General features: G+C 35.0%; 17 protein-coding genes. 3 read left to right on the top strand and 14 right to left on the bottom strand.

What is annotated here, in order from left to right:
- The first annotated feature begins 71 nt into the window (after nt 1-71).
- Nucleotides 72-968, top strand: coding sequence for a DUF4476 domain-containing protein (locus Q73A0000_RS04145; RefSeq protein ID WP_193812823.1), 897 nt, complete (start codon nt 72-74; stop codon nt 966-968).
- Between the two features lie 65 nt (nt 969-1,033).
- On the opposite strand, the gene Q73A0000_RS04140 is transcribed toward Q73A0000_RS04145, so the two are convergent.
- A complete protein-coding gene (locus Q73A0000_RS04140; protein WP_193812822.1) occupies nt 1,034-2,050 on the bottom strand; it encodes a catalase in 1,017 nt (338 codons plus the stop codon).
- Nucleotides 2,051-2,150: 100 nt separating this feature from the next.
- Between Q73A0000_RS04140 and Q73A0000_RS04135 the strand changes: the two genes are divergently transcribed.
- Nucleotides 2,151-2,993, top strand: a complete 843-nt coding sequence (locus Q73A0000_RS04135; protein ID WP_193812821.1) for a S1 RNA-binding domain-containing protein — start codon at nt 2,151-2,153, stop codon at nt 2,991-2,993.
- Between the two features lie 79 nt (nt 2,994-3,072).
- Here the strand turns inward: Q73A0000_RS04135 and Q73A0000_RS04130 are convergent, their stop codons facing one another.
- The 8 genes from Q73A0000_RS04130 to acnA all read right to left on the bottom strand — a co-directional run bounded on the left by Q73A0000_RS04130 (nt 3,073) and on the right by acnA (nt 17,313).
- Entirely contained in the window at nt 3,073-6,450 is a 3,378-nt protein-coding gene (locus tag Q73A0000_RS04130; RefSeq protein WP_193812820.1) for a T9SS type B sorting domain-containing protein, read from the bottom strand.
- A gap of 317 nt (nt 6,451-6,767) precedes the next feature.
- The gene (locus Q73A0000_RS04125) at nt 6,768-7,067 is read right to left on the bottom strand and encodes a hypothetical protein (protein ID WP_193812819.1); all 300 of its coding nucleotides are present in this window, start codon (nt 7,065-7,067) and stop codon (nt 6,768-6,770) included.
- A 163-nt stretch (nt 7,068-7,230) separates the two neighbouring features.
- On the bottom strand, nt 7,231-8,802 hold the full coding sequence (locus Q73A0000_RS04120; RefSeq protein WP_193812818.1) for a flotillin family protein: 1,572 nt from the start codon (nt 8,800-8,802) through the stop codon (nt 7,231-7,233).
- Nucleotides 8,803-8,816: 14 nt separating this feature from the next.
- Nucleotides 8,817-9,386: an NfeD family protein gene (locus Q73A0000_RS04115; RefSeq protein WP_193812817.1), complete on the bottom strand. Its 570-nt coding sequence runs from the start codon at nt 9,384-9,386 to the stop codon at nt 8,817-8,819.
- A 128-nt stretch (nt 9,387-9,514) separates the two neighbouring features.
- Nucleotides 9,515-13,486, bottom strand: a complete 3,972-nt coding sequence (locus tag Q73A0000_RS04110) for a T9SS type B sorting domain-containing protein (RefSeq protein WP_193812816.1) — start codon at nt 13,484-13,486, stop codon at nt 9,515-9,517.
- Nucleotides 13,487-13,511: 25 nt separating this feature from the next.
- On the bottom strand, nt 13,512-13,859 hold the full coding sequence (locus Q73A0000_RS04105) for a hypothetical protein (protein WP_193813646.1): 348 nt from the start codon (nt 13,857-13,859) through the stop codon (nt 13,512-13,514).
- 171 nt (nt 13,860-14,030) lie between these two features.
- Nucleotides 14,031-14,372 carry a carboxymuconolactone decarboxylase family protein gene (locus Q73A0000_RS04100; RefSeq protein WP_193812815.1) on the bottom strand — a complete coding sequence of 114 codons (342 nt, stop codon included), beginning with the start codon at nt 14,370-14,372 and terminating at the stop codon, nt 14,031-14,033.
- A gap of 154 nt (nt 14,373-14,526) precedes the next feature.
- Nucleotides 14,527-17,313: an aconitate hydratase AcnA gene (gene acnA, locus Q73A0000_RS04095; RefSeq protein ID WP_193812814.1), complete on the bottom strand. Its 2,787-nt coding sequence runs from the start codon at nt 17,311-17,313 to the stop codon at nt 14,527-14,529.
- A gap of 622 nt (nt 17,314-17,935) precedes the next feature.
- On the opposite strand from acnA, the gene Q73A0000_RS04090 reads away from it, so the two are divergent.
- Nucleotides 17,936-18,595 (top strand): SDR family NAD(P)-dependent oxidoreductase, encoded by a 660-nt coding sequence (locus Q73A0000_RS04090; protein ID WP_193812813.1) that lies wholly within the window; start codon nt 17,936-17,938, stop codon nt 18,593-18,595.
- Between the two features lie 98 nt (nt 18,596-18,693).
- Here Q73A0000_RS04090 and bioA read toward each other — a convergent pair whose 3' ends face one another.
- The 5 genes from bioA to Q73A0000_RS04065 form a co-directional block, all read right to left on the bottom strand.
- Nucleotides 18,694-19,962: an adenosylmethionine--8-amino-7-oxononanoate transaminase gene (bioA, locus tag Q73A0000_RS04085; protein ID WP_193812812.1), complete on the bottom strand. Its 1,269-nt coding sequence runs from the start codon at nt 19,960-19,962 to the stop codon at nt 18,694-18,696.
- On the bottom strand, nt 19,947-20,942 hold the full coding sequence (gene bioB / locus Q73A0000_RS04080) for a biotin synthase BioB (protein WP_193812811.1): 996 nt from the start codon (nt 20,940-20,942) through the stop codon (nt 19,947-19,949). The genes bioA and bioB overlap by 16 nt, the downstream gene beginning before the upstream one ends.
- Nucleotides 20,943-20,946: 4 nt before the next feature.
- On the bottom strand, nt 20,947-21,567 hold the full coding sequence (bioD, locus tag Q73A0000_RS04075) for a dethiobiotin synthase (protein ID WP_193812810.1): 621 nt from the start codon (nt 21,565-21,567) through the stop codon (nt 20,947-20,949).
- 69 nt (nt 21,568-21,636) lie between these two features.
- Complete coding sequence (locus tag Q73A0000_RS04070) at nt 21,637-22,746, bottom strand: aminotransferase class I/II-fold pyridoxal phosphate-dependent enzyme (RefSeq protein ID WP_193812809.1); 1,110 nt, start codon at nt 22,744-22,746, stop codon at nt 21,637-21,639.
- Complete coding sequence (locus Q73A0000_RS04065; protein ID WP_193812808.1) at nt 22,739-23,347, bottom strand: hypothetical protein; 609 nt, start codon at nt 23,345-23,347, stop codon at nt 22,739-22,741. Before Q73A0000_RS04065 ends, Q73A0000_RS04070 begins: the two co-directional genes overlap by 8 nt.
- Nucleotides 23,348-23,403 lie beyond the last annotated feature (56 nt).

Here is a 23,403-nt window from a genome sequence, read left to right as displayed (position 1 = left end):
TAAGGTGATAGTAGCAGTTTTTGGCATCATTATAGAGTAGTGTTCTGTAACAACCTTTAAAATTTAATATTATGAAAAATATTTTTACTTCTTGTTTATTATTAATGAGCCTTGGTGTTTTTGCCCAAGAAGCTGGACGAGCTGGTGAACTTCTGAAAAATGAAGCGAGAACCAATGAAATGCAAAATCCACGAAATGACAATTCTGGAAGAACGAATGACAAAGTTCTGGATAATTCAAATTACAGAACTCCGCCAACGTACAATAATCCAAAAGGAAATACGAATACTACAAATTACCGCTGGAATTATAATTCCGGAAATTCTGAAGTATTTGTAAGGATTCCACAAAACGGAAATTACACCGTAGAAGTTGGTGATCAAATGATGAGTAACTCTTCTGGGAAATTTAGATTTTTTGATTTGCAATTTGGAACACTTCCTATTTCAATTTATCAAAATAATTATCTGATTTACAGAACGAATTTGAAACTGAAAACGTACACAAGACTGGTCCTGGATTTCTTTCCAAATAAAGGATTATATCTTTTAGGAACTTATCCGGTTCAAAACCAATCTTACGGAATTAATGAGTGGGACGATGTTTGGAATAATCCTTACGGAAATCAAAATGGGAACTGGAACGGGAATAACGGAAATGGAAATTATTATGGAAATGCGATGAATAATCAGGATTTTAATAATTTTATGTCGTCCGTAAAAAGAAATGGTAGTTTTGACAAGGATAAAATGTCGATGATTACGATGACTGCTAAAAATATAAATTTCACTTCGCAACAAATTTACAGCCTATTAAAAACGATGGATTTCGACAATAATAAACTGGAAATTGCAAAGCTTCTTTATGTAAAATGTGTAGATCGCCAAAACTATCATTTGGTTTTTGATGCTTTTGATTTTAGTACTTCGAAAAATAAACTGACTGATTTTATTTCAAAATATAGATAAAATAATTTACGACTTGTTCGTTTGATCATATTAATAGAGAAGTTTCGGCTTCTCTTTTTTTTGCATTAATTTGATTTATTGACATTCAATTTATTTCGTGTCGCAATTGATGCTTCATATATTTGCTTTCTGATTTGTTGAATTTTCCCAACGGGCTGTAGGTTTTCAGCGTTTTCAAATGGATTGAAATTTAGATTTTCAATTTCGGGATCATTAGAATCAAGAAGGGAATCCTGGGGAATTACAATTTTTCCTAAACAATATTCCGGTGCATTTTTCCAGGTCTTCATTAAATCATTGACAGGTTGATTTTCTAAATTTTCACACAATTGAATGGTTAAGAGAAAATTTGAGTCTTGTAGGGAAATAAATTCTGTAATCGATTCCTGCTGAGATTCGTTCTCGCCAATACCAGAAAGGTTTCTGACGGGTTTTAAACCAATTTTCATGATGTAATTCCCAAGACGATAACAGCCAATTCCATCATAATTAAAGGAAAAGAAAAAGTCTTTTCGTTTCGGTATAAATTTGATTATTTTCTTTAAAACATCTACCGAAAACATAGAAATGAAAAGAGATAAACTGTTTTTGATCAGCGAAGGTAGATCTAAAACTGAAACTAGAAAATTATCCTGTTTCGTTACTAAAAAAGTATTCACTGATCTGAAAAAATTTAAAAATATTGAAGGTGAATTCGTTGGAAATAAAGGGAAATTAACCAAAGGAAAATTCGCATCCTGACCTTTTACCTTTTTAATTTTTAATGAAAATCCGTATAGTGGAGTATCTCTTCCTTTTTTATTAATAACCAAATTTCCATTTGAGAAACGTGCTAAAAGTTCGTATTCCTTTTGGTCGAAAATATCGGTTATAAATTCAGGTAAATCTTCGGATATTGTTAAACGCGCTTTTACGGTGGCATATGTTTTTGAATGAGCATCGCGGGTGGCATGATTAACCTTGCTTATTTTTGAAGAACTTTTTATAAACTGTTCTACGGACTTTACCGCTTTTGCTAAATCACTATTTTCTGCGGCTGAAAGTTGGTCGAGGTCAGAACTATATTGAAGGAGTGATTTCATATAATTTTTCTTTAGCAATAGCAACAACCATTCCCGAAAATTTCTGAGAAAATACCTTATCTTTGCACCTTACAAATATTTACTTTTAGTCACCTTCATTATGAACATCGGAAAAACTCAATTATTAAAAATCGCAGAAAAAAATTATTCAGGATTATTTCTGGAAGATGAAGAAGGTATAAGATGTTTTCTGCCTAAAATTTTCGCTTCTGAAGATGCTGAAATTGGTGATGAAATGGAAGTATTCGTTTATCAGGATGATGATAAATTAAAAGCAACGACCGAAAAAGCAAACGCTGAAGTAGGAGAGTTTGCGGTAATGACTTGTGTACAAAGTTTGCCAGCTGGTGCTTTTATGGACTGGGGAATTATCAAAGATTTATTCGTTCCATACAAACAGCAGCGCGCAAAAATCCTGGAAGGGAAAAGATATTTGGTTCAAGTTTATATTGATGACGTTTTAGGCTTAGTTACGGGAACGACGAGATATAAGAAAAATCCACATTACGAAAATCTGCCTTTTCAAAGAGGGGAGAAAGTGAACTTAATTATCGCTGGCGAAAGTGAATTAGGCTGGAATGTGATTGTGAACAAAGAATATGTCGGTTTGATTTATACTTCTGATGTTTACAAAAGATTATTCCCATTGTCAGAAGAAATCGGTTACATCAAATCTATTCGAGAAGACGGTAAAATCGATGTTTCTCTTCAGCCAGAAGGTTATGAAAATATTGATGAATTTCAGAAAATGATTATCGATAAATTAGAATTAAATTACGGTTTAATCTATCTTTCTGATAAATCTACGCCAGACGAAATTAAAGACGAATTGCAAATGAGCAAGAAGAATTTCAAGAAAGCCATTGGTGGTTTGTACCGTGATAAGAAGATTGAAATTTTGGAAGATAAAATTCGATTAATTGCGGAGGACGAAAAAGTTTAGAATTAGGTAATCTATTAAAATATAAAAGAGCAGAAATTTCTGCTCTTTTTTTTATGGAATCTTCGAAAGAATCTTTTGTTTAATTTCTATTTTTAATTAAAACCCAACCGTTTAATAATCTTCCGTCAGATACTTTTATGACGTACCAATAATTTCCTGTTGGTAGAACTCGTGAGTTGGAGAATCCGTCCCATTCGAAAGTTCCGTTGGTGATTTTCTGGAAGACCAGAGTTCCGAAACGGTCGAAAACCTGAATTTCAGAGTTTGGATAATTTTCGATGCCATCGATTTTCCAGGTATCGTTTATTCCATCTGCATCCGGACTGAAAGCATTTGGAATACTGAAGATGCTAAAGTTCATTGAGCCAATAATACAACCTGATTTAGTTTTAACAAAAACGGTAAAATTTCCATTGGAAAGGTTTTTAAATATATTTAAATTCTGCCAGGTTATATTATCCAAAGAGTATTCAAAATCACCAGCAGCAGACATTTGAACCGCTGCGGTATTATTAATAATTTGAATTCCCACGATGTTCGCAATCACAGATTGGGTCACATTTACCGACGCCGTATTTTCACAAAAACTATTTTTGACTTTAATTGAATATTTCCCTGCTTCTGAAACGACCAAAATTTGCTTTTTTGAAATGACCGTTGGAGAATCATCTTTGGTCCATTCATAGGAATCAAAACCACTTCCTGCATCTAATGTTACCGTTTGACCATTACAAAATTCTTTGTTTAACGGAAGATTTAAAATCGGTTTTGGATTCAGCGTTAAATTCAATTTCACAAAGTTGAAACACCCCAATGAATTAGAGATTTTTACGTTAAATAAATTAGAACCAATATTTAAATTGACGTTTGCAGGATTTGGAATAACTTGATTGTTCGCATCGAAAAATTCAAAAATATAATTCGTTGAATTTGTAATTAAATTTCCTTTGTAATTGTTAAGATTATCAGTTTTAGTATTTCCTATGGTATCATTACAAAATGACCAAGGAAAATCTATTGCCGGAATTCCGCCATTGGTAATTGAAACGGTTACAGCAGTTTTCTGAGTACTTTCACAACCATTTACCGTCTGAGTTGAATAATACGTTTCACCATCAACAAGTGGTGTAGTTCGTGGTAAAAGAGTTCCAATTCCGTTGTACCATTTTACATTTTGTTCAATAAGGATAATATTTGAAATTGTAGGATTTTGCGCCGAGCAGAAATCCTGAGTTGCATTTCCTGTTGGAGCATTTGGATCATTGACGTTAACTAAAATTTCTTTTTGAGCACTTTCACAACCATTTAAAGTTTGGGTGGCAAAATATTTTGTTCCATTGACTAACGGCGTATTTCTATTTAAAAGAGTTCCGGCTGCATCGTACCATTTTACGGAAGTTCCTGTAATTTGAATAGTTGAAATTTTAGGATTATCAATTAAACAGAAATCCTGAACTGAATTAGCAGTTGGCAAAGGTTCACTTGTAATGATAACATTTTGGTCTTGGGTAGAACTATTTCCATTTCCATCTTTATAAATCCAGTGAATAACATAATTTCCCGGTAACGAATATTGCATTGGATCTGCAGTTGTTCCCACAATATTTCCAGTACAATTATCAAACGCGGTAGGAAAAGTAGTTATAACTGTTTTACAATTTCCGGTGATTGTTGGCAGATTAGTAACATTCGGAATTGGTGCAGTAATATCTTCAACTTTTACGGTTACAGAATAAGATCCATCACAATCGCCAGTTCCTGAAATAGCGCAGATATATATTCCGTCATGTATAGAACTTGCATTCGTAATTATAGGATTAGGTAACGAAGATGTAAATCCATTTGGTCCGGTCCAGGAATAAGAAGTTCCGCCGGTCGCCAACAATTTGATTTCAGACCCTGGACAAATATTTGAATTGGCAGAAGCAGAAACATTATTTTGGCAATAATTGAATTTGACAACATAACCATCTTCCCAAGTGTTGTATTTGTTTTTTTGATAAGCGTTTGGTGATGCGATGTTTATAGAACTATAGGTTCTTCCCCCTAAATAAATATTTTTTAAAATTTTATCAACATGTAAAGCTGTTTCAACTTCAAAACTGTCGCCTCCGAAATAGGTTCCCCAAATTTTACTGTAATTATTCACGTCATATTTAATGGCAAAAGCATCTTCTGAATAATTGTATCGAAGAGGTTGAAAAGAATTTGGCGTTGCCAATCCATCTGTTGTTGTTGAACCTGCGATCAAAATATTTCCATCAAAGTCAAATCCGCAATCAGTAATTTTATTGTAAAAATAGCTGCCCATCAAAAGCTGTCCGTTTTTGTCAAATAAGGAAAATATAGATCCCAGGGAATTCGAACCGACAACTGGAGTTGGGTAAGGAGCATTTGGAGTCGATAATTTTGTGGTACTGTTTGAGTTTCCAGAAATAATTACTTTTTGATCAGCATAATCAATTTTAGTAAAATATTCGTTATTTTCTCCTCCATAATATGTTCCGAAAATGATGTCGCCAGATTGGCTGAAAAGGGCTAAAACCGCATCAATTGGTCCATCTTTCAGCGCTTTATACGGGATGCCAAAAATCATATTATCATTGCTTGAAGTTTCTCCAATGATATAAATATTACCTGCTTCATCTAGAGCACAGTCCTTTAGTATATCTTCTCCACTACCTCCATAATAGGTTCCCCAAACTCTTTGTCCGAAAGTATTAATCTTTGCAATGAAACCATCTTTTGAGTAGCCACTTCTGTTTTGTTGATGCGCAGAAGCACTTGCTATTTCCGTAGAACTTTCTGTATAACCAACAATAATGACGTTATCATTTATATCTATTGAAGATCCATAAATATATTCTTCACCGGGACCACCATAAAAAGTTCCCCATTCTCTAATTCCATTTGGGTTTAATTTTAAAATGTAAGCATCATGATTATAATTATTGTGATTGGGTTTGTGAGTTCCAGGAGTACCAATATGACTAAGAAAATAGACGTTTCCTGTCGATATAACATTATTGTAACTGTCAATATTAATATCAGCAACTGATCCATTTGTATAAGTTCCCCAAAGTTTAAAACCATTGGAGTCCATCTTCATAACGTAAGAATCTAGGTTACTTGGCATATAAACTGAGGTAATAAATCCACCCGCTGTAGCAATGTTAGTAGTACTAAATGTATTGCCGGTAATACACACATTCCCAAGCTTATCAGTAACAATTTCGCTAACGTAATCGGTAGAATCACCACCGTAGTAACTTGACCACATTCTATTCGGAACCGGATCAATTACGACCACTTTGTCAGATATATCTTTGGCTGATGTAAAACCGAATGTTTCATTTCCGAGATTTCTAAATCCAATCTCAATTGGATTTTTGTTTAATCCTTCCTCTTCCCAAGAATGTGGAATATTTTCCTGCATTTCCCCAAAACGTAAATTCATCGATATTTTACCGTTTTTCAATTGGGTTTTTGCTCCCTTGAATTTTAATTGTATATCAGAAATTCTTCCACCAGGATTAACGATGAAATTATATTCAATCGGTTTTAAACTGTCATTTGGTTTAAAGAAAACAAGATCAATATTGGGGTAAAGATTCTTATAAGTTAACTTTTTGTAACGACGAACGTTCGTAACACCATTTGGCTTTCCTGGAATATTATAATAATTCTCGTAATCCTTGGATTCCCCTTCTGCAATGATTTCTGGATTTTTATTTCCATTTATAAAATCAATATCAACTCGGTGAAATTGATAATTTAAATCATAATCAGGAGCGTTTTTTCTCGGTTTGAAATTGAATTCTTATGGTGCTTATTTTTCTTTATTAAAGTTTTCTTGACTTCATAAACATCATAGGAAAATCCCCCATTTTTAAGTTGAACATTAAGACCGTTTGAATGAAAAAGATATTGGACAGCAGAATTTTCTTTGCCTTTTTGATCAACAATTTGTCCTTTGTTTTCGTAGAAAAAATAGTCAGAACCTGATTTTTGATTTTGGGAAAATAGAGTAGTACTCAAAGTAAAAAGGAAAGAAAATATAAAGAGTTTTTTCATTAAAATAAATATGCTCAAATATAAATTATTCTAGATTGATGACCAAAATGAAAAACTTGATAAATACTATTAACCATCAATTATAATCAAAGCTTTCAGATATAGAAATGGTTTTAAGTCAAAATAAAAAAGAGCAGAAATTTCTGCTCTTTTTGGTCATTTATTAAGAAGGTTCTTCAGAAGAATCATCTTTTTTAATTTCAGGTTCTTCTTTCGGTTTCTGTGGATAAACCACTTTAGTTTTTTCTTTAATGATCGTTGCCTCCTTTGGTTCTTCCCCTTTAAGATAAGTCGGTAAATTCAAACCAGCCATATTAAATAAATCATTCAAAGGCGGAACAGATTTCATCATTCCAGAAACAAAATTCGCAGTAGAAGTATTTCCTTCTGTATTATTTCCACCATCCCAAACGGTGATTTTATCGATCTTAATATTCTTCACCGCTTCAACCTGTGTTTTTACCAATTCTGGTAATTTCTCAATCAATAGCAATTGGAACGCACTATTCGTGTCGCCACCTGCAGCTTTAATAATACGGTCGTAACCTTCGGCTTGCTTGGTTAAGATTTCAAATAAACCTTTTGCTTCAGCTTCCATTTTTGCGAAGATCGCATCAGCTTCACCTTTTGCATTTAAACGGATTTTTTCGGCGTCGGCTTCAGCTTCGATGATTTGCTTTTGTTTTGCAATTTCGGCGTGAATAACAATATTTGCATTTTGGGTAGCGCGCTCTCTTTCTGCTCTGGCTTTTTCAGCTTTCTGTTCAGCAACATAAGATTCTTCCAAAGCTTTTGCAGCCTGTACTTTTTCGGCAGTCGTTGCAATTTTCATTGCTTCTGCTTCTTTTTCACGACGCAATGCATCTGACTGTGCGATGGTAATTTTTGCTTCGTTTTCTCCTTTTACAGCTAATGAATTCGCTTCGGAAGTTGCAATTCTGGCTTCTTTTTCCGCCACTGCTTTTCCAATACTTTCGTCTTTTCCGGCAGAAGCAATACTTACTTCCCGGTCTTTTTGAGTAATGGCAATTTTCACATCACGATCTCTATGCGTTTCGGCAATCTGAGTATCGCGTTCTCTATCGGCCATTGCTTTTCCGGTTTCCCCGATTTTTTCCTGTTCAGCAACAGAAATTTTCGCTTCGTTAATTGCTTTCGCCGCAGCTTCTTTTCCTAAAGCTTCAATATATCCAGATTCATCTTTAATATCGGTAACGTTGACGTTGATCAATTTTAAACCGATTTTCTTTAATTCATTATCAACGTTTTTAGAAATATTTTCAAGAAATTTATCTCTGTCAGAATTAATTTCTTCAATCGTCATCATCGCAACTACCAAACGCAATTGTCCGAAAAGGATATCTTTAGAAAGTTCCTGAATTTGTTCTGTACTTAAGCCCAAAAGTCTTTCCGCAGCATTTCCCATAGAATCCGGTTCTGTAGAAATCGCAATCGTAAATCGACATGGAACGTCAACTCTAATATTTTGTTTCGAAAGGGCGTTGGTTAAATTGGCTTCAATAGAAATTGGCTTAAGATCAAGATAAGCATAATCCTGAATGACCGGCCAAATAAAAGCACCACCACCGTGAATACATTTTGCAGACTGTCCGCCGGTTTTACCATAAACCACTAAAATTTTATCTGAGGGACACCTTTTGTACCTCGAAACTAGAGCAAGAATGGTAACAAACACGACGAATGAACCAATGCCAATAAGAATAAATCCTTCCATTAAATACTATTTTTTTAAATTTTTTCTACAAATAAAACTTGATTTTCAATTCTCACAACTCGCACCGTTTCTCCTGAACTGATTTTTTCATCCTCTTCCGTAAATGCTTCTAATTCATGGAAACTTCCATTAACGCTCAATTGTACTTTTCCGGAACCTGATTTATTAGCAGGGATATTAATATAAACCTGAGCCGTTTTTCCTAAAGTATTATTCAGATTAAAGGTATTGTCTTCCTGTAATTTTAGAATTTGTTTAATAATGAAAAAGAAGATGCCGACGAAAATAATTCCGACTATAAAAGCGATTATTACTAAAAATGCCTCGTTCATTTTGCCATAAAAAGCAACGCCTGTCCAACCAAATCCTAATAAGAAATTGATTAAGTTTCGAAAAGAAAACAGTTCAAAAGGAGCTTCTACATTATGAAAATCACCATTGAAGTCTGCATCTAAATCAGCAGAAGCATCGGTGCCTAAAAAAGTCAAAATGGTTTGAAAAATAAAGATTAAACTGGCGAAAAAAGCGAGATACCAGAACGCTTGTTGCAAAGCCGGCATCTCAGAAAAGAATTCTGGAATCATATGTTAAATATCAAATGCTAATATAAAGAAAAGAAACAGATTTTTCATAAAATATAAGGTCAAAAATTAACAGAATGAATTCACTGAATAGTTGTTACTGATCAGATTGATGATGGACTTATTTCTAATTAATTTCTATTTTTAATTAAAACCCAGCCGTTTAATAATCGTCCATCAGATACTTTTATGACATACCAATAATTTCCTGTTGGGAGAACGCGTGAGTTAGAAAATCCATCCCATTCGAACGTTCCGTTGGTTATTTTCTGTAAAACTAAAGTTCCGAAACGGTCGAAAACCTGAATTTCAGAGTTTGGATAATTTTCGATGCCATCGATTTTCCAGGTATCGTTTATTCCATCTGCATCCGGGCTGAAAGCATTAGGAATACTAAAAATAGTAAGGTTCATTGAGCCGATAATACAACCCAATTTAGTTTTAACAAAAACGGTAAAATTCCCATTCGATAAGTTTTTGAATACATTAGAATCCTGCCATTTAAGATTGTCCAGCGAATATTCGAAATCACCAGAATTCGACATTTGAACGGTTGCGGTATTGTTCACAATCTGAATTCCAACAATCGTTGCAATGATTGATTGGGTGACGGTTACCGATGCCGTATTTTCACAAAAACTATTTTTGACTTTAATTGAATATTTCCCTGCTTCTGAAACGATCAAAATTTGCTTTTTTGAAATGACTGTTGGAGAATTATCTTTCGTCCATTCATAGGAATCAAAACCACTTCCTGCATCTAATTTTGCTGTTTGACCATTGCAGAATTCTTCGTTTAGCCGAAGATTTAAAATCGGTTTTGGATTCAGCGTTAAATTCAATTTCACAAAGTTGAAACAACCTAATGAATTAGAGATTTTTACATTAAATAAATTAGAACCATAATTCAAATCAACGTTTGCCGGATTTGGAATAACTTGATTATTAGCATCGAAAAATTCAAAAATATAATTCGTTGGATTTGTAATTAAATTTCCTTTGTAATTGTTAAGATTATCAGTTTTAGTATTTCCTATGGTATCATTACAAAATGACCAAGGGAAATCTTTTGCCGGAATTCCGCCATTGGTAACGATAACTTTTACAGCAATTTTTTGAGTGCTTTCACAACCATTTACCGTTTGTGTGGCATAATAAGTTTTGCCATCAACGAGTGGAGTAGTTAGTGGTAAAAGAGTTCCAATTCCGTCGTACCATTTTACATTTTGTTCAATAAGGATAATATTTGAAATTGTAGGATTTTGAGCGGAACAGAAATCCTGAGTTGCATTTCCAGTTGGCGGATTTGGATTGTTAACGTTAACTAAAACTTTCTGTTTTGCACTTTCACATGCACTCAAAGTTTGAGTTGCAAAATATTCTTTTCCATTGACTAAAATGGTATTTGGATTTAGTAAATTATTATTTACATCATACCATTGTATATCTGTTCCGTAAATTATAATGTCTGAAATTTTCGGAGCATCAATTAAACAGAAATTTTGAGTAGCATTGGCAGTTGGCAGTGCAACTCCCTGAACAATTACATTTTGGTTTTGATTCAGCGTATGTCCATTTCCATCATCATAATTCCAGTGAATAATGTAATTTCCAGGAGTATTATACGAAAGCGGATCTGTAGTAGTCGCATTAATTTTTGTTCCACAACCAGTTGTTGCGGTCGGAATTGCAGTTACTGTTATCTTACAGAAAGCAGTGATATTGGGTAAATTCGGAATATCTAAATTCGGTAAAGTCGGACTTCCTATGTTGACAATTACTGAAAATATTCCACCGCAAGATTGCCCGCCTGTAATCCGAACAAAGTACTCACCCGAATCACTCGCCTGTGCATTCACTCTGATAGGATTTTGTAAAGTCGAAGTAAAACCGTTGGGGCCAAACCATTCGTAGCTCGTTCCTCCCGAAGCATTCAGTTGAAGGTTTTGATTAATACAAGTCGGAACAAAAGATACTGTAACATTGGAAGCACAGTCTGCAAACTTTGCGATGAAGATATCATTCGAAGGATGACCGCCAACTTGTTGAAAAGTGCCCGGAGTTGCGATACCTGTTTTATTGTTAGATGACATTCCCGAAAAATAAAGATTGTCGGCATAATCTTTTATGATCATTCCTATTTGGGTTCCACCATCACCCTGGTAAAATGTCGACCAAATTTTTTGAAAATTAGAATCGTACTTCGTGAAAAAAGCAGAAATGTATTGTCCGATTTTGGGCATGTAAGCACCAGATGTAGTGACTTGGTTTACCCATGAATCGTTTGGACTTGCTCGACCTGAAGTGAAAATATTTCGCTGACGGTCAATATAAATATCTCCATCATTATTAAAAACAGTTACTTCCTTGTAATCTTTAATGATCTTTAATGAGGTGTCAACAAGATAGTAGCAAAATTTATTTTTCGTTTGCATTCGAGCTCCAAACATTACTTCATCACCAAATCTTTGAGCACTTAAAAAATAGTAGTATTCATTTGCACCGATATAGCTCGACTTTACTAAATTTCCCGCTTCTGAAAACTTTACGTACAGACCATTACTGCCGTTACTTCCTTGATTGTTTAAAACTTGAAAAGCATCAACCATAGGAAAATTGAGTGTGCTGGTTGTTCCTAAAATTTCAATACCTGTAGAGTCTGCATTGAAAATAGTATAAAAAGAAGTCGAACCGATTCCGCCGATATAGGTGAAGTAATCTAAATCTCCTGTCACTGCATCGAATTTTGATAGAAAACCAGATTGTCCTGAATTTAAATTCGCCTGAAAAGTTCCTGGTGTTCCAAATCCATCAATCCTGGTGTAACCGGTAAAATAAACTTTATTGTTAAATACTTTAACGTCATTAATTTCTGTTTCATCTCCATATGCGTTATAAGATGGATTGCCTGTTTCACTACCAATTTCTTTATTAAATATTAAAATACCATTCGGATTTAGTTTTAGTAAAACGAGTTTTTGGTGCCAATAATAATAATTTCCTGGATATCGGGGATTTGGTTTTTGAGATACAATAGCGGTGTAAACATTAAACTGGTCATCAAAATCAACAGATCCTGTGATATCAAAATAAGGTTTTCCATAGTAAGTTCCCCAAAATCGCTGGCCATCTTTACTTATTTTTGAAATGAATGCATCTCTACCTCCTGCCAAATTACTTTGATAGCTTCCAGTTGTAGCGATATTGTTAACACTTCCAGTAGTTCCAAAAACATAAATATTATTATTTTTATCAGCTTTTATGAAGCCATAATCCTCGCCATTTCCACCAAAATAACTTCCCCAAATTCTGGTCGGAACGGGATCAATAACGACCACTTTATCAGAAATGTTTTTCTCTGAAGCAAAACCAAATGTTTGATTTCCTAAATCTTTAAACTGAACAGAAATTGTGTTTTTAGCAATTCCTTCTTCTTCCCACGAATGCGGAATATTTTCCTGCATTTCTCCAAAACGAAGGTTCATGGAAAGTTTTCCGTCTTTCAGTTTAGTTTTGGCGCCACTGAATTTTAATTGGATATCAGATATTTTTCCGCCAGGATTTACAATGAAATTATATTCCACCGGTTTCAAAGTATCTTTAGGTTTAAAGAAAACCAAATCGATATTAGAATAGAGATTTTTGTAAGTAACCTTTTCAAAACGGTGAACATTTTCGACCCCTTCTGGCTTATTAGGAAGATTGTAATAATTATCATAATCTTCTGATTTGCCTTCTGCAATGATCTGTGAATTTCTATTCGCACCAACAAAATTAATATCAACACGATGAAACTGAAATTTTAAATCATATTCTGGTCGCTGTTTATCTTTTACTGAAAGATTATCTTCCTTCCTTTTTTTTCTTTTAATTAAAGTTTTTCTAACGTCATAAACGTCATAAGAAAAACCCTCGTTTTTAAGTTGAACATTTAAGCCCCCAATATTCAAAAGGTATTTCACTTTAGAATTTTCTTTGCCATCCTGATCAACAATCTGACCTTTATTTTCATAAAAAAAGGCATTAGAATTGTTTTTGGATTTTTGACTAAATAGAGTAGTTGAAAAAGAAAATAGAAATAAGAAAAGTAGAGTTTGTTTCATTAAATAAAATATGCTCAAAGATAAATTATTCCTTCCTTACGAGCAATATCCAATCATCCTCTAATAATTTATATCCAATATCATAAAGAAAACGATATTCTGCCCCATTTTTATAAACAATTAAACTGGTGAAATATTCGAAATCGAAACCTTCAGAAATTAACTTATTTCGAGTGGTTTTGGCTTTTCCTTCAATGAATTTCTGTTCAGAAAGAATACGATGATTTTTGCGCAATCTATTATTAATGTTGCGCATCAGATTCGATGAATCTTTGTTGTGCTTATTATTGTAGGCATTTCTGCAGCCGTCATTGCAGAATTTTTTATCGCTTCTTCCGATAATTTTTTCACCACATTCCAGACAGTTTTGCATAGTAATCATTTGTTTATCAAATATATAAAAAATATCCGTTTGTAAACGGATATAATTTTGGAATAGGTCGTGGATCAACTTTTTGAAGGTTCATGATAAAATGTTATTGATCTTTAAAAGAACATTATAATCAGTCTCTCTATATTTAATGTTTTACTAAAAGTGAATTTGTCAGTGAGTTTTAGTATTCTCCATTTCATCCATTGCAATAGTAGCATGCGCATAAGCCGCTCCGGCACGCATTTCTGCCGCGACCCAAATCGCTTCCATAATTTCTTCTTTAGAAGCACCTTTTCGCATCGCCTGTTTAGAATGGGATCTTATACAATATGGACATTGGGTGACGTGTGCAACCGCAACGGCAATGAGTTGTTTTGTTTTTTCATCCAAAGCGCCTGCTTCAAATACTGTTTTGCTGAAGTTGCGCCAGGCTTCAACATTTTTTGGGGCTAATGCCGCTTTTTTATCTAACAACTCGTTGGTGGTTACTGGATATAAATCTTGATTTTCCATGATATACTATTTTGGTTAATGATATAAATTGTCTAATTTTTTGAAAACCACAAAAGGCACAAAAGTTTTATAGAATCTAAGTTTTACTTTTTGCATCCTTTTGAATAACTGCTTTTATGCATTTTTCTTTTGCCTCTTTTGCGGTTGAAAATTTTTATTTTTCTAAAAACTGGCGTAATACATATTGTAAGATTCCGCCATTTCTGTAATATTCAATTTCAATTAGAGAATCTAAACGGGCGATAACCATAAATTTAATTTCGCTACCATTTTCATTTTTGGCTGTAATCTCAATTTCTTTTAAAGGTTTGATATCGGTTTCAATTCCTGTAATAGAAAAGATTTCTTTCCCGGTAAGTCCTAGTTTTTCTGCCGTGTCACCTTCTTTATATTGCAGAGGTAATACACCTAATCCGACTAAATTGCTTCGGTGGATACGCTCGTAACTTTCTGCCAACACTGCTTTTATTCCTAATAGGAAAGTGCCTTTTGCTGCCCAGTCTCGGGAAGATCCGCTGCCATATTCTTTTCCGGCCAAAACTAATAAAGGCGTTTGCGTTTCTTTGTATTTTACCGAAGCATCATAAACGGTCATTTCTTCCCCAGTCGGTAAATAAGAAGTGAAGCCACCTTCTTTTTTGGCTAATTTATTTTTGATCCTCACGTTGGCAAAAGTTCCACGAACCATCACCTCATCATTTCCACGTCGGGATCCGTAGGAATTAAAGTTTTCTTTTTTTACACCTTTGCTTAAAAGGTATTTACCCGCTGCAGAAGTTTCGCTGAACGCACCTGCCGGAGAAATATGATCGGTTGTTACGCTATCTCCCAAAACCAATAAAGCTCTGGCATTTTCAATATCCTGTAAAGGTTCAGTCTCTATTGGAAGATTGTGAAAGAAAGGGATTTCTTTAATATAAGTGGAGTCTTTGTCCCATTCATACAATTTGCCTGTCGGAACTTCGAGGTTTCTCCAGATTTCATTGCCATCAAAAATTTCATCATAGTTTTTTGCAAAATCGGTTGGAGATAAAACTCGGTTTAATATTTCATTTATTTCATCATCAGTTGGCCAGATATCTTTCAGATAAACCGGTTCCTGATTAGAATCATAACTGATAGGTTCTGTAGTTAAATCGATATCAACGCGACCAGCAATTGCATAAGCAACGACCAACATTGGCGACATTAGAAAATTCATTTTTACCTGTGGATGAATTCTGGCTTCAAAATTTCGGTTTCCTGATAATACCGAGGAAACAATCAAATTATAATCGTCTACGGCTTGTGAGATTTTTGGAGAAAGAGGTCCTGAATTTCCGATACACGACGTACAGCCATAGCCAACCAAATGGAAATCAAGAGCTTCCAGATCTTTCATCAAATCTGCTTTTTCGAGATAATCGGTCACCACTTTTGATCCCGGTGCGAGCGAAGTTTTCACCCAGGGTTTTACATCAATGCCATGTTCTCTGGCTTTTCTGGCGACTAATCCTGCACCAATCATCACAAATGGATTGGAAGTATTGGTACAGGAAGTGATGGCGGCTATAGCTACAGCACCGTCTGAAAGCATGAACTTTTCATCACCTCGGGTAATCCAGACGGTTTTCATTCCATCTTTATCCTTGGCTTCTATTTCTGCATTCATCGGTTTTTGTCCGGCTTTTGGAACCGGTAAATCACCACCTTCATTATCAAAACGGGTAATTGAGGATTCACTTTCCCGATCTTCAGGATGAATATATTTTCGGTTAAAAGAAGTATGAAGTAAATCGATAAATGTATTTTTAAAATCCTTTAAAAGTATTTTATCCTGCGGACGTTTTGGGCCTGCCACAGTCGGTTCAATGGTTGAAAGGTCCAGTTCTAGTACAGAAGTATAAGTTATTTTATCTTCATTCTCCCGCCAAAGCATATTGGTTTTACAATACGTTTCTACCAAATTAATCTGGGTTTCGGAGCGGTTGCTTTTTCGCATATACTCCAACGTTTTATCATCAATAGGGAAATAGGTAATGGTGCAGCCAAATTCCGGTGACATATTTCCAATCGTCGCCCGATCTGGAACAGAAAGGTTGGATAAACCGGGACCAAATACTTCTACAAACTTTCCGACGACGCCAAATTTCCTTAGCAGATTGGCAATTGTTAATACCAAATCGGTGGCGGTAGAACCTAAAGGAAGTTTTCCAGTCAGTTTTAAACCAATGACTTCTGGCATAATAAAATAGAGTGGTTGTCCAAGGATCGCGGCTTCGGCTTCGATACCTCCAACTCCCCAGGCAACGACGCCAATACCATTAACCATCGGCGTGTGACTGTCTGTTCCCACCAAACTGTCCGGAAAGACTTCGCCATTTCTTTCGATGACGCCTTTGGAAAGATATTCCAGATTGATTTGATGGCAAATACCCATTCCCGGTGGAACGACACTAAAATTATCAAAAGAATTCTGTGCCCATTTTAGAAACTGGTAGCGCTCTTTATTTCGTTTGTATTCTTCATCCATATTGCGGGAATAGGATTCTTCAGTGCCGAAATAATCGACTTGAACCGAGTGATCAATAATCAAATCAACAGGAACCAGCGGATTGATGGTATCTGGATCTTTTCCTTTTCTCGCCACCTCAGCACGAAGTGCCGCAATATCTACAACCGCCGGAACTCCGGTGAAATCCTGCATTAAAACCCGGGCTGGTTTAAACGGAATATCTTTGTCTGAACCTTTAGGTGTCCAATTTAATAGTGTTTCAATATTTTCTTTGGTGATCGAAAAACCATCGTAATTACGCAATGTATTTTCTAAAAGAATCCGAATCGAAAAAGGCAATTGATCAATTTTGTATCCTTGACTTTGTAATTCAGGAAGGCTGTAATAATTAAAATTCCCCTCTTTGGTTTGCAGATTTCTTTTAACTTGAAAAATATCTTTTTCCATAATATTGATGTTTTATTGGTGAACTATTTAAAATTTAGAAGACAACGAATTAATAACATTGCTTAAATGAAAACATGAAAATTATTTTTCTGAATAACTGGAAAGGTTTTATTTAAAGTAGTAGCGTTATAAAAACGAGTGATCATTTCCTTTATTAATGATTTTTATAAGAAGATAAAAACCTTAATATCTTACCCTATAAAATTTCTAATGAAAATCCACGGGTTATTTTGTTCCTTTCAAAGTTAAGAAATAAAGGAAAGCAAAAGGGAGAATTTGCATATTATCTGATTCTGAATGTGTTGTATTTCTTTTAACCACAAAAGGCACAAAAGTTTTATTTTTACAAACTACCTAAAAAAGATTGCAAAAGGTTTATGGAATAATTGTTTTTTTTTGCATTCTTTTGAAAGCCTTTTTTCGAGTTTATCTTTTGTCACTTTTACTTCCATTGTTTATTGATTTTTTTTTAAGGAGTCAGTGAATCTTCGATTTGCGATTAAAAACTTCAATTTTAAATATTTACTAAAGGTCATAAATGCTCTATCTTTTCTGCATTTTGAATTGAGATGGTTTTGAATGAATTAACTTTGTAATGGAATTATTTTAAAAGAATAAAATCATGGAAAACAAATCATTATTAGTAATCGTAGGAGCCGGGCTAGGAGTAAGTGCAGGTGTCGCAAGAAAATTTGGAACCAACGGATTTAAGGTCATTCTTATTTCAAGAAAACAGGAATCTTTGGACTTGCAGATTGCTGAACTTCAGAAGAAAAATATTGAAGCCCACGGAATTATCGCTGATGCTTCAGTCCCGGAATCTATCATTTCGGCTTTCAATCAAATTAATTCAACCTACGGAAATCCGGATGTTTTAATATATAATGCAGGCGCTAATTCAATCAATAATCCTTCTGTTTTAACTCAGAATGAATTACTGAACGATTTCAAAGCCAATGTTGCAGGTGCTTTGATAAGTGCTCAGCAAGTCATCCCTCAAATGATGGAACGTAAGAAAGGAACCATTTTATTTACAGGTGGTATGTTGGCTTTAAATCCAGTTCCATCCAGAGCTTCTGCTTCAATAAGTAAAGCGGGGTTGCGAAATCTTACCTTCACTTTAGCAGATGAATTGTCGCCGTTTGGTATTCATGTCGCAACCGTTACGATCGGAGGTGTTGTAAAAGCAGGAACCTTTTTCGATCCCGATTTAATCGCTGAAGCTTATTGGAACCTTTACATTAAAAAAGATCAAAAGGAAATTTTATATAAACCAGCATAGGAATTTTTGGTTTCGGCAAAATCTATCTTCCACCGAAATGAAATATAAAACGATTTAATTCAAAAAAAGCTACCGGGAAATCGATAGCTTTTTGATTTTTATAAGTCCAATGCCTTTATGATGGTTTGATAAATGTATCTTAAATCAGCTGTTGAAATACAGTAGGGAGGGACCAAATAGAGAATATTCCCCAATGGCCGTAATATAATCCCCTGACTTAAAAAATACGGATAGAGTCGTTCATGCTGTTTGTTGAAATAAGAAGTTTCTTGGATAATCTGTAGCTCCAGGGCCAGAATAGTGCCACGTTGTCGGACATTTTTTATGTTGGGATGTGCAGATATTTCTTTTGCAAATAGTTCATGCTCATTGCAAATTCGCTGGATGTCTTCCTGGGTTTCTTTTCTTAAAAGCAATTCCATACTGGCTAATGCAGCGGTGCAGGCTAAAGGATTTGCGGTAAAAGAATGTCCGTGAAATAAGGTTTTGTACGCATCATCGGAATAAAAAGAATCAAAAATAGCATTTGAACAAGTTGTAATTCCCAACGGAAAAGTGCCACCAGTTAATCCTTTTGAGAAGCACATGATATCTGGTTTTTCCGTTAAATAATCTGTTGCAAACAATTTTCCAGTTCGGCCGAAGCCTACAAAAATTTCATCCTGAATCATTAGAAGATTCTTTGAACGGCAGTAAGTCATTAAGGCACTCAAATCTTCAGGTTCGTGCATTAACATTCCAGCCGCTCCTTGTACAAGAGGTTCATAAACAAAACAAGCCAACTGATCCAGGTGTTCGTCAATGATTTTCTTTATTTCCGGAAGATTGTCTTGTGTAGGGACATCGATAAAAATAACTTCAAAAAGCATTTCGCCAAAAGGCTGCGTCCAAACACTACGACTGCTGACTGACATTGCACCAAAGGTATCGCCATGATAAGAATTGTTAAACGCTAAAATCTTGTTCTTTTTTAAACCTTGATTATGGGCGTATTGAATACACATTTTTAAGGCGACTTCAATTGCGGTAGAGCCATTGTCAGTATAGAAAACTTTATTTTGGTTTTCGGGCAATAACTTTAATAGATTTTCAGAAAGTTGTACGGCAGGTCCATGCGTAAAACCTGCAAAAATTACCTGCTCCAGAACATGCAACTGTTCAGAAACTCTTTGTGCAATATAAGGATGAGCGTGTCCGTGAAGCGTAACCCACCAGGAAGAAACTGCATCGATGTATCGATTTCCCTTGTCGTCAAAAAGATAAGCGCCTTGACCTCTAACGATCGGAATGATGTCAGTGGCAGTTTTCATTTGGGTATAAGGATGCCAGTTTACTGCTTTGTCTCTTTCTTTTAAATTGTTGTGCATGCAGATTCTTTTTCTTTAATCATCGGTTTTAATCCCAAATTGTTAAACATTGCCATATCTTCTGAAAGACCAGGATTTGGAGTAACCAGTAAGGTTTCGCGTTCTCCCGTAAAAATAGAATTGGCTCCAGCCATAAAACACCAAGCTTGTTCTTCTTCTGACATTTCAATTCTTCCGGCACTTAAACGGACTACTGAAGCCGGCATAATAATTCGTGCAGTAGCAATCATTCTTACCATATCCCAAATAGCCACTTTTGGAAGATCTTCAAGAGGTGTTCCTTTTACTCTTGCCAGTGCATTTACAGGAACGGATTCCGGATGTTTGGGCATTGTAGCCAAAGTCAACAACATTGAAATTCGGTCAATATGTGTTTCACCTAAACCGATAATTCCACCAGAACAAACAGTGATTCCTGCTTTTCTTACGTTGTTGATGGTATTGATGCGATTGTCAAATTTTCGGGTAGAAATAATTTCATCGTAATATTCTTCCGAAGTATCTAAATTGTGATTATAGGCATAAAGTCCAGCTTCCTGTAATCTCAAAGCTTGCTCTTCAGTAAGCATTCCCAGAGTACAACATACTTCAAGACCTAAATCATTTACGCCTTTTACCATGTCAATGATGCGGTCAAAATCTCTGTTGTTACGTACTTCACGCCAAGCTGCCGCCATACAGAAACGGGAAGATCCTCCGTCTTTTGCTTTTTGCGCATGTGCAATCACGGTTTCTGTTGGTAAAAGTGCCTGTACTTTAATGTCGGTGTGATATCGCGCTGCCTGGCCGCAGTAGGAACAATCTTCGGGACATCCACCTGTTTTTACAGAAAGTAAGGTGCAGACTTGGATTTCCGAAGGTTTATGCCATTCCCGATGGATCGTTGCAGCTTGGTAAACCAGTTCTAATAAGGGTTGATGGTAAATGCTAATAATTTCTTCTTTGGTCCAGTCGTGTCTCAATTGTTTTGTTGTTTGCATGTCGTTAGATGTTTTTTAATTTGTTAGCGATTTCTCGAATGGTGTTGGGTTCGATTGTTTTTAAATTTGGAATATGTAAAATTTGTGTGTCTTCATCAAGATATTTTTTAATGACGCGAAAAGTGTCTTCATCAAAAGTTCCATTAAAAATGAAATAAGCGATTGGTATAGAATTTTTTCGTAAGCTTTCGATCGATAATAAAGTATGATTGATGCATCCCAAATAATCTTTAGCGACCAGAACTACCGGTAACTTTAATTTTTTGATAAGATCCAGCATGAAAACCTCATCGGAAAGCGGAACCCACAATCCACCGGCTCCTTCTACAATCAGATGATTTTCAGTTTCTGGTAATTCAAAGTCTTCCAGATGTATGGAGATGTTTTCTTGGGCAGCTGATTTATGCGGTGAAGCTGCCAGTTTAAAACGGTGTCTTTCGGGATGGATTGTAATTTTATTATTGACAAGACTTTGAACAAGCATACTGTCTGTTTGGTCTAAATCTCCAGATTGAATGGGTTTCCAGTAATCTGCTTTTAAATATTCAACGAGTATAGCGGAACAAATCGTTTTGCCGATTCCAGTACCGATTCCGGTTACAAATAATTTTTTTGGAGTGTTCATGTTTTAAGTAATTGTCTGATTTCTTTTTAAACCACAAAAGACACAAAAGTTTTTATTCTATTATCTGTGTTAAATAAATTCCTTGATAATAGTGGTTAACTGATTAATTTCTTCTTTTGAATTAAAAGAATGCAGGCAAATCCGCAATCGTTCTTCACCTTCCTTTACGGTTGGAGCTACAGCCGCAAAAGTTAAAAATCCTTTATTTTCTAAATGTTGTTGTAATTTTTTTGCTGATGAAATATTTCGCATTGGTAAAATCTGAATAGGACTTTGAACATCCGATAGTGTAGGCAGATTGATCTTTCTAAATTCACTGATGTTTTCCTGTAGCTTTTGGCTCAAATTTGAATTGTTTTCCAGAAATTGATATCCCTTTTTGATACTCATCGCATGAAAATCATTGCTACCTGTCGTATAAATAACCGGAGAAGAAAAATTAACGAGATATGAGATCATTGTTTGATTTCCCAATATCGCTGCTCCGTGCATTCCCATACCTTTTCCGTAGGTTACAACGGTGGCAAATACTTTTTTATGTAAGTTTTTTTGAGCAACTAATCCATATCCGAAAACTCCGAATGCGTGTGCTTCATCAACAATTAAAAACGCATTGTATCGTTCAGCAAGTTCTGTCAGTTTTTCTAAAGGAGCGAAATCACCTTCCATGGAATACAAACTTTCAACCGCTATAAAACAGTTTCCTTTTGCCTCTTTTAATAATTTTTCTAAATGGTCTAAATCATTATGTGCAAATTTTGATCTTTTTGCATTGGACAATCTTAGGCCGTCACGCACTGATCTGTGAATGAATTCATCCATCAAAACGATATCTCCACGTTGAGGTATGGCCGAAAATAAAGCGACATTTGCGACAAAGCCCGAAGGTAAAAGTAAGGCACTTTCTACTTTGTGCTTATTTGCTATATAAGCTTCAACTTCCATCGTGAAATTCGAATTACCACTGATTAATCTTGATCCTGTCGCACCTTTTAAAAGATGAGGTTGTTGATTGATTTCTTTTAAAAGGATTTCCTGAAATGTTGCATTTTGTGCCAATCCCAAATAATCATTTGAATAAAAATCAATCCCTTGTTTTTCTGGATTTAACGATCTTAATACATTTTCCTTATTTCGCTTTTCTAAACTGTCTTTAAGTTTTGATAAGGTGTTAAGCATTGCTAATCTCTTTTTCAATACAAATAATCCAGTTATCAAAAAGTTTGTGTTCTAAAGTCAGAATAGCAACAGCATACTTTTCCCAATCCGTATGAAAGTTTTTCAGTTGCTGAATCATTTCTTCAAGATGTCCTTCTTCTTCCAGTATGATTGATTTCACCATTACTTTATGTCCTTTTTCAGTAAGCACTTGCTGGTATTGAGGATACAGTTCATCGGCACGTACTTCAATCGCATAGGTCACAAACAGATAGGCCGCATATTTCAATTCCTCTCCTGATAATTGAAAATTTTCTTTCAGATAGCGACAGGTTTGAATATCTAATTGATGTAAATAGTAACGGGTTGCTTTAGCAGCGAGGAGTTCACGATTATCATAGCTCGAACAAATTTGAAAATTGATTTTGCCAATTTGCTTTTTTAAATAATACGCGTGTCGGTGTTCTTCTGCTGCATGTTTAAGTTGGATGATATTAACTTTTGTTGGATGCTCACATAAAGAGATTTTCCTCGCACCAGCATTTTCCATAAAGGATAAGGTATTTAACCATTTTGCATGCAATTCATTATTATTTACAAGTTGTTGAAGTAAATTGTACATCTTATTTTTTTATTTTGCCAAAAGTAGTATCTTTCCGGTCAATCAAATGGTGCCAC

It is taken from the genome of Kaistella flava (ex Peng et al. 2021), assembly GCF_015191005.1.
In the GTDB taxonomy this organism is placed as follows: Bacteria; Bacteroidota; Bacteroidia; order Flavobacteriales; family Weeksellaceae; genus Kaistella; species Kaistella flava.
The sequence above is the reverse complement of the archived record's forward strand: the minus strand, read 5'-3'. Positions and strand labels throughout refer to the sequence as shown.

Bases quoted from the DNA above. Each gene is read 5' to 3' on its own strand.
- Q73A0000_RS04125 (WP_193812819.1), bottom strand. From the start codon at position 7,067: ATGAAAAAACTCTTTATATTTTCTTTCCTTTTTACTTTGAGTACTACT.
- Q73A0000_RS04135 (WP_193812821.1), top strand. From the start codon at position 2,151: ATGAACATCGGAAAAACTCAATTATTAAAAATCGCAGAAAAAAATTAT.
- Q73A0000_RS04115 (WP_193812817.1), bottom strand. From the start codon at position 9,386: ATGATTCCAGAATTCTTTTCTGAGATGCCGGCTTTGCAACAAGCGTTC.
- Q73A0000_RS04065 (WP_193812808.1), bottom strand. From the start codon at position 23,347: ATGTACAATTTACTTCAACAACTTGTAAATAATAATGAATTGCATGCA.
- Q73A0000_RS04145 (WP_193812823.1), top strand. From the start codon at position 72: ATGAAAAATATTTTTACTTCTTGTTTATTATTAATGAGCCTTGGTGTT.
- Q73A0000_RS04110 (WP_193812816.1), bottom strand. From the start codon at position 13,486: ATGAAACAAACTCTACTTTTCTTATTTCTATTTTCTTTTTCAACTACT.
- Q73A0000_RS04070 (WP_193812809.1), bottom strand. From the start codon at position 22,746: ATGCTTAACACCTTATCAAAACTTAAAGACAGTTTAGAAAAGCGAAAT.
- Q73A0000_RS04100 (WP_193812815.1), bottom strand. From the start codon at position 14,372: ATGGAAAATCAAGATTTATATCCAGTAACCACCAACGAGTTGTTAGAT.
- bioB (WP_193812811.1), bottom strand. From the start codon at position 20,942: ATGCAAACAACAAAACAATTGAGACACGACTGGACCAAAGAAGAAATT.
- Q73A0000_RS04140 (WP_193812822.1), bottom strand. From the start codon at position 2,050: ATGAAATCACTCCTTCAATATAGTTCTGACCTCGACCAACTTTCAGCC.
- Q73A0000_RS04130 (WP_193812820.1), bottom strand. From the start codon at position 6,450: ATGAATTTACGTTTTGGGGAAATGCAGGAAAATATTCCACATTCTTGG.
- bioA (WP_193812812.1), bottom strand. From the start codon at position 19,962: ATGCACAACAATTTAAAAGAAAGAGACAAAGCAGTAAACTGGCATCCT.
- Q73A0000_RS04090 (WP_193812813.1), top strand. From the start codon at position 17,936: ATGGAAAACAAATCATTATTAGTAATCGTAGGAGCCGGGCTAGGAGTA.
- Q73A0000_RS04120 (WP_193812818.1), bottom strand. From the start codon at position 8,802: ATGGAAGGATTTATTCTTATTGGCATTGGTTCATTCGTCGTGTTTGTT.
- bioD (WP_193812810.1), bottom strand. From the start codon at position 21,567: ATGAACACTCCAAAAAAATTATTTGTAACCGGAATCGGTACTGGAATC.
- acnA (WP_193812814.1), bottom strand. From the start codon at position 17,313: ATGGAAAAAGATATTTTTCAAGTTAAAAGAAATCTGCAAACCAAAGAG.
- Q73A0000_RS04105 (WP_193813646.1), bottom strand. From the start codon at position 13,859: ATGCAAAACTGTCTGGAATGTGGTGAAAAAATTATCGGAAGAAGCGAT.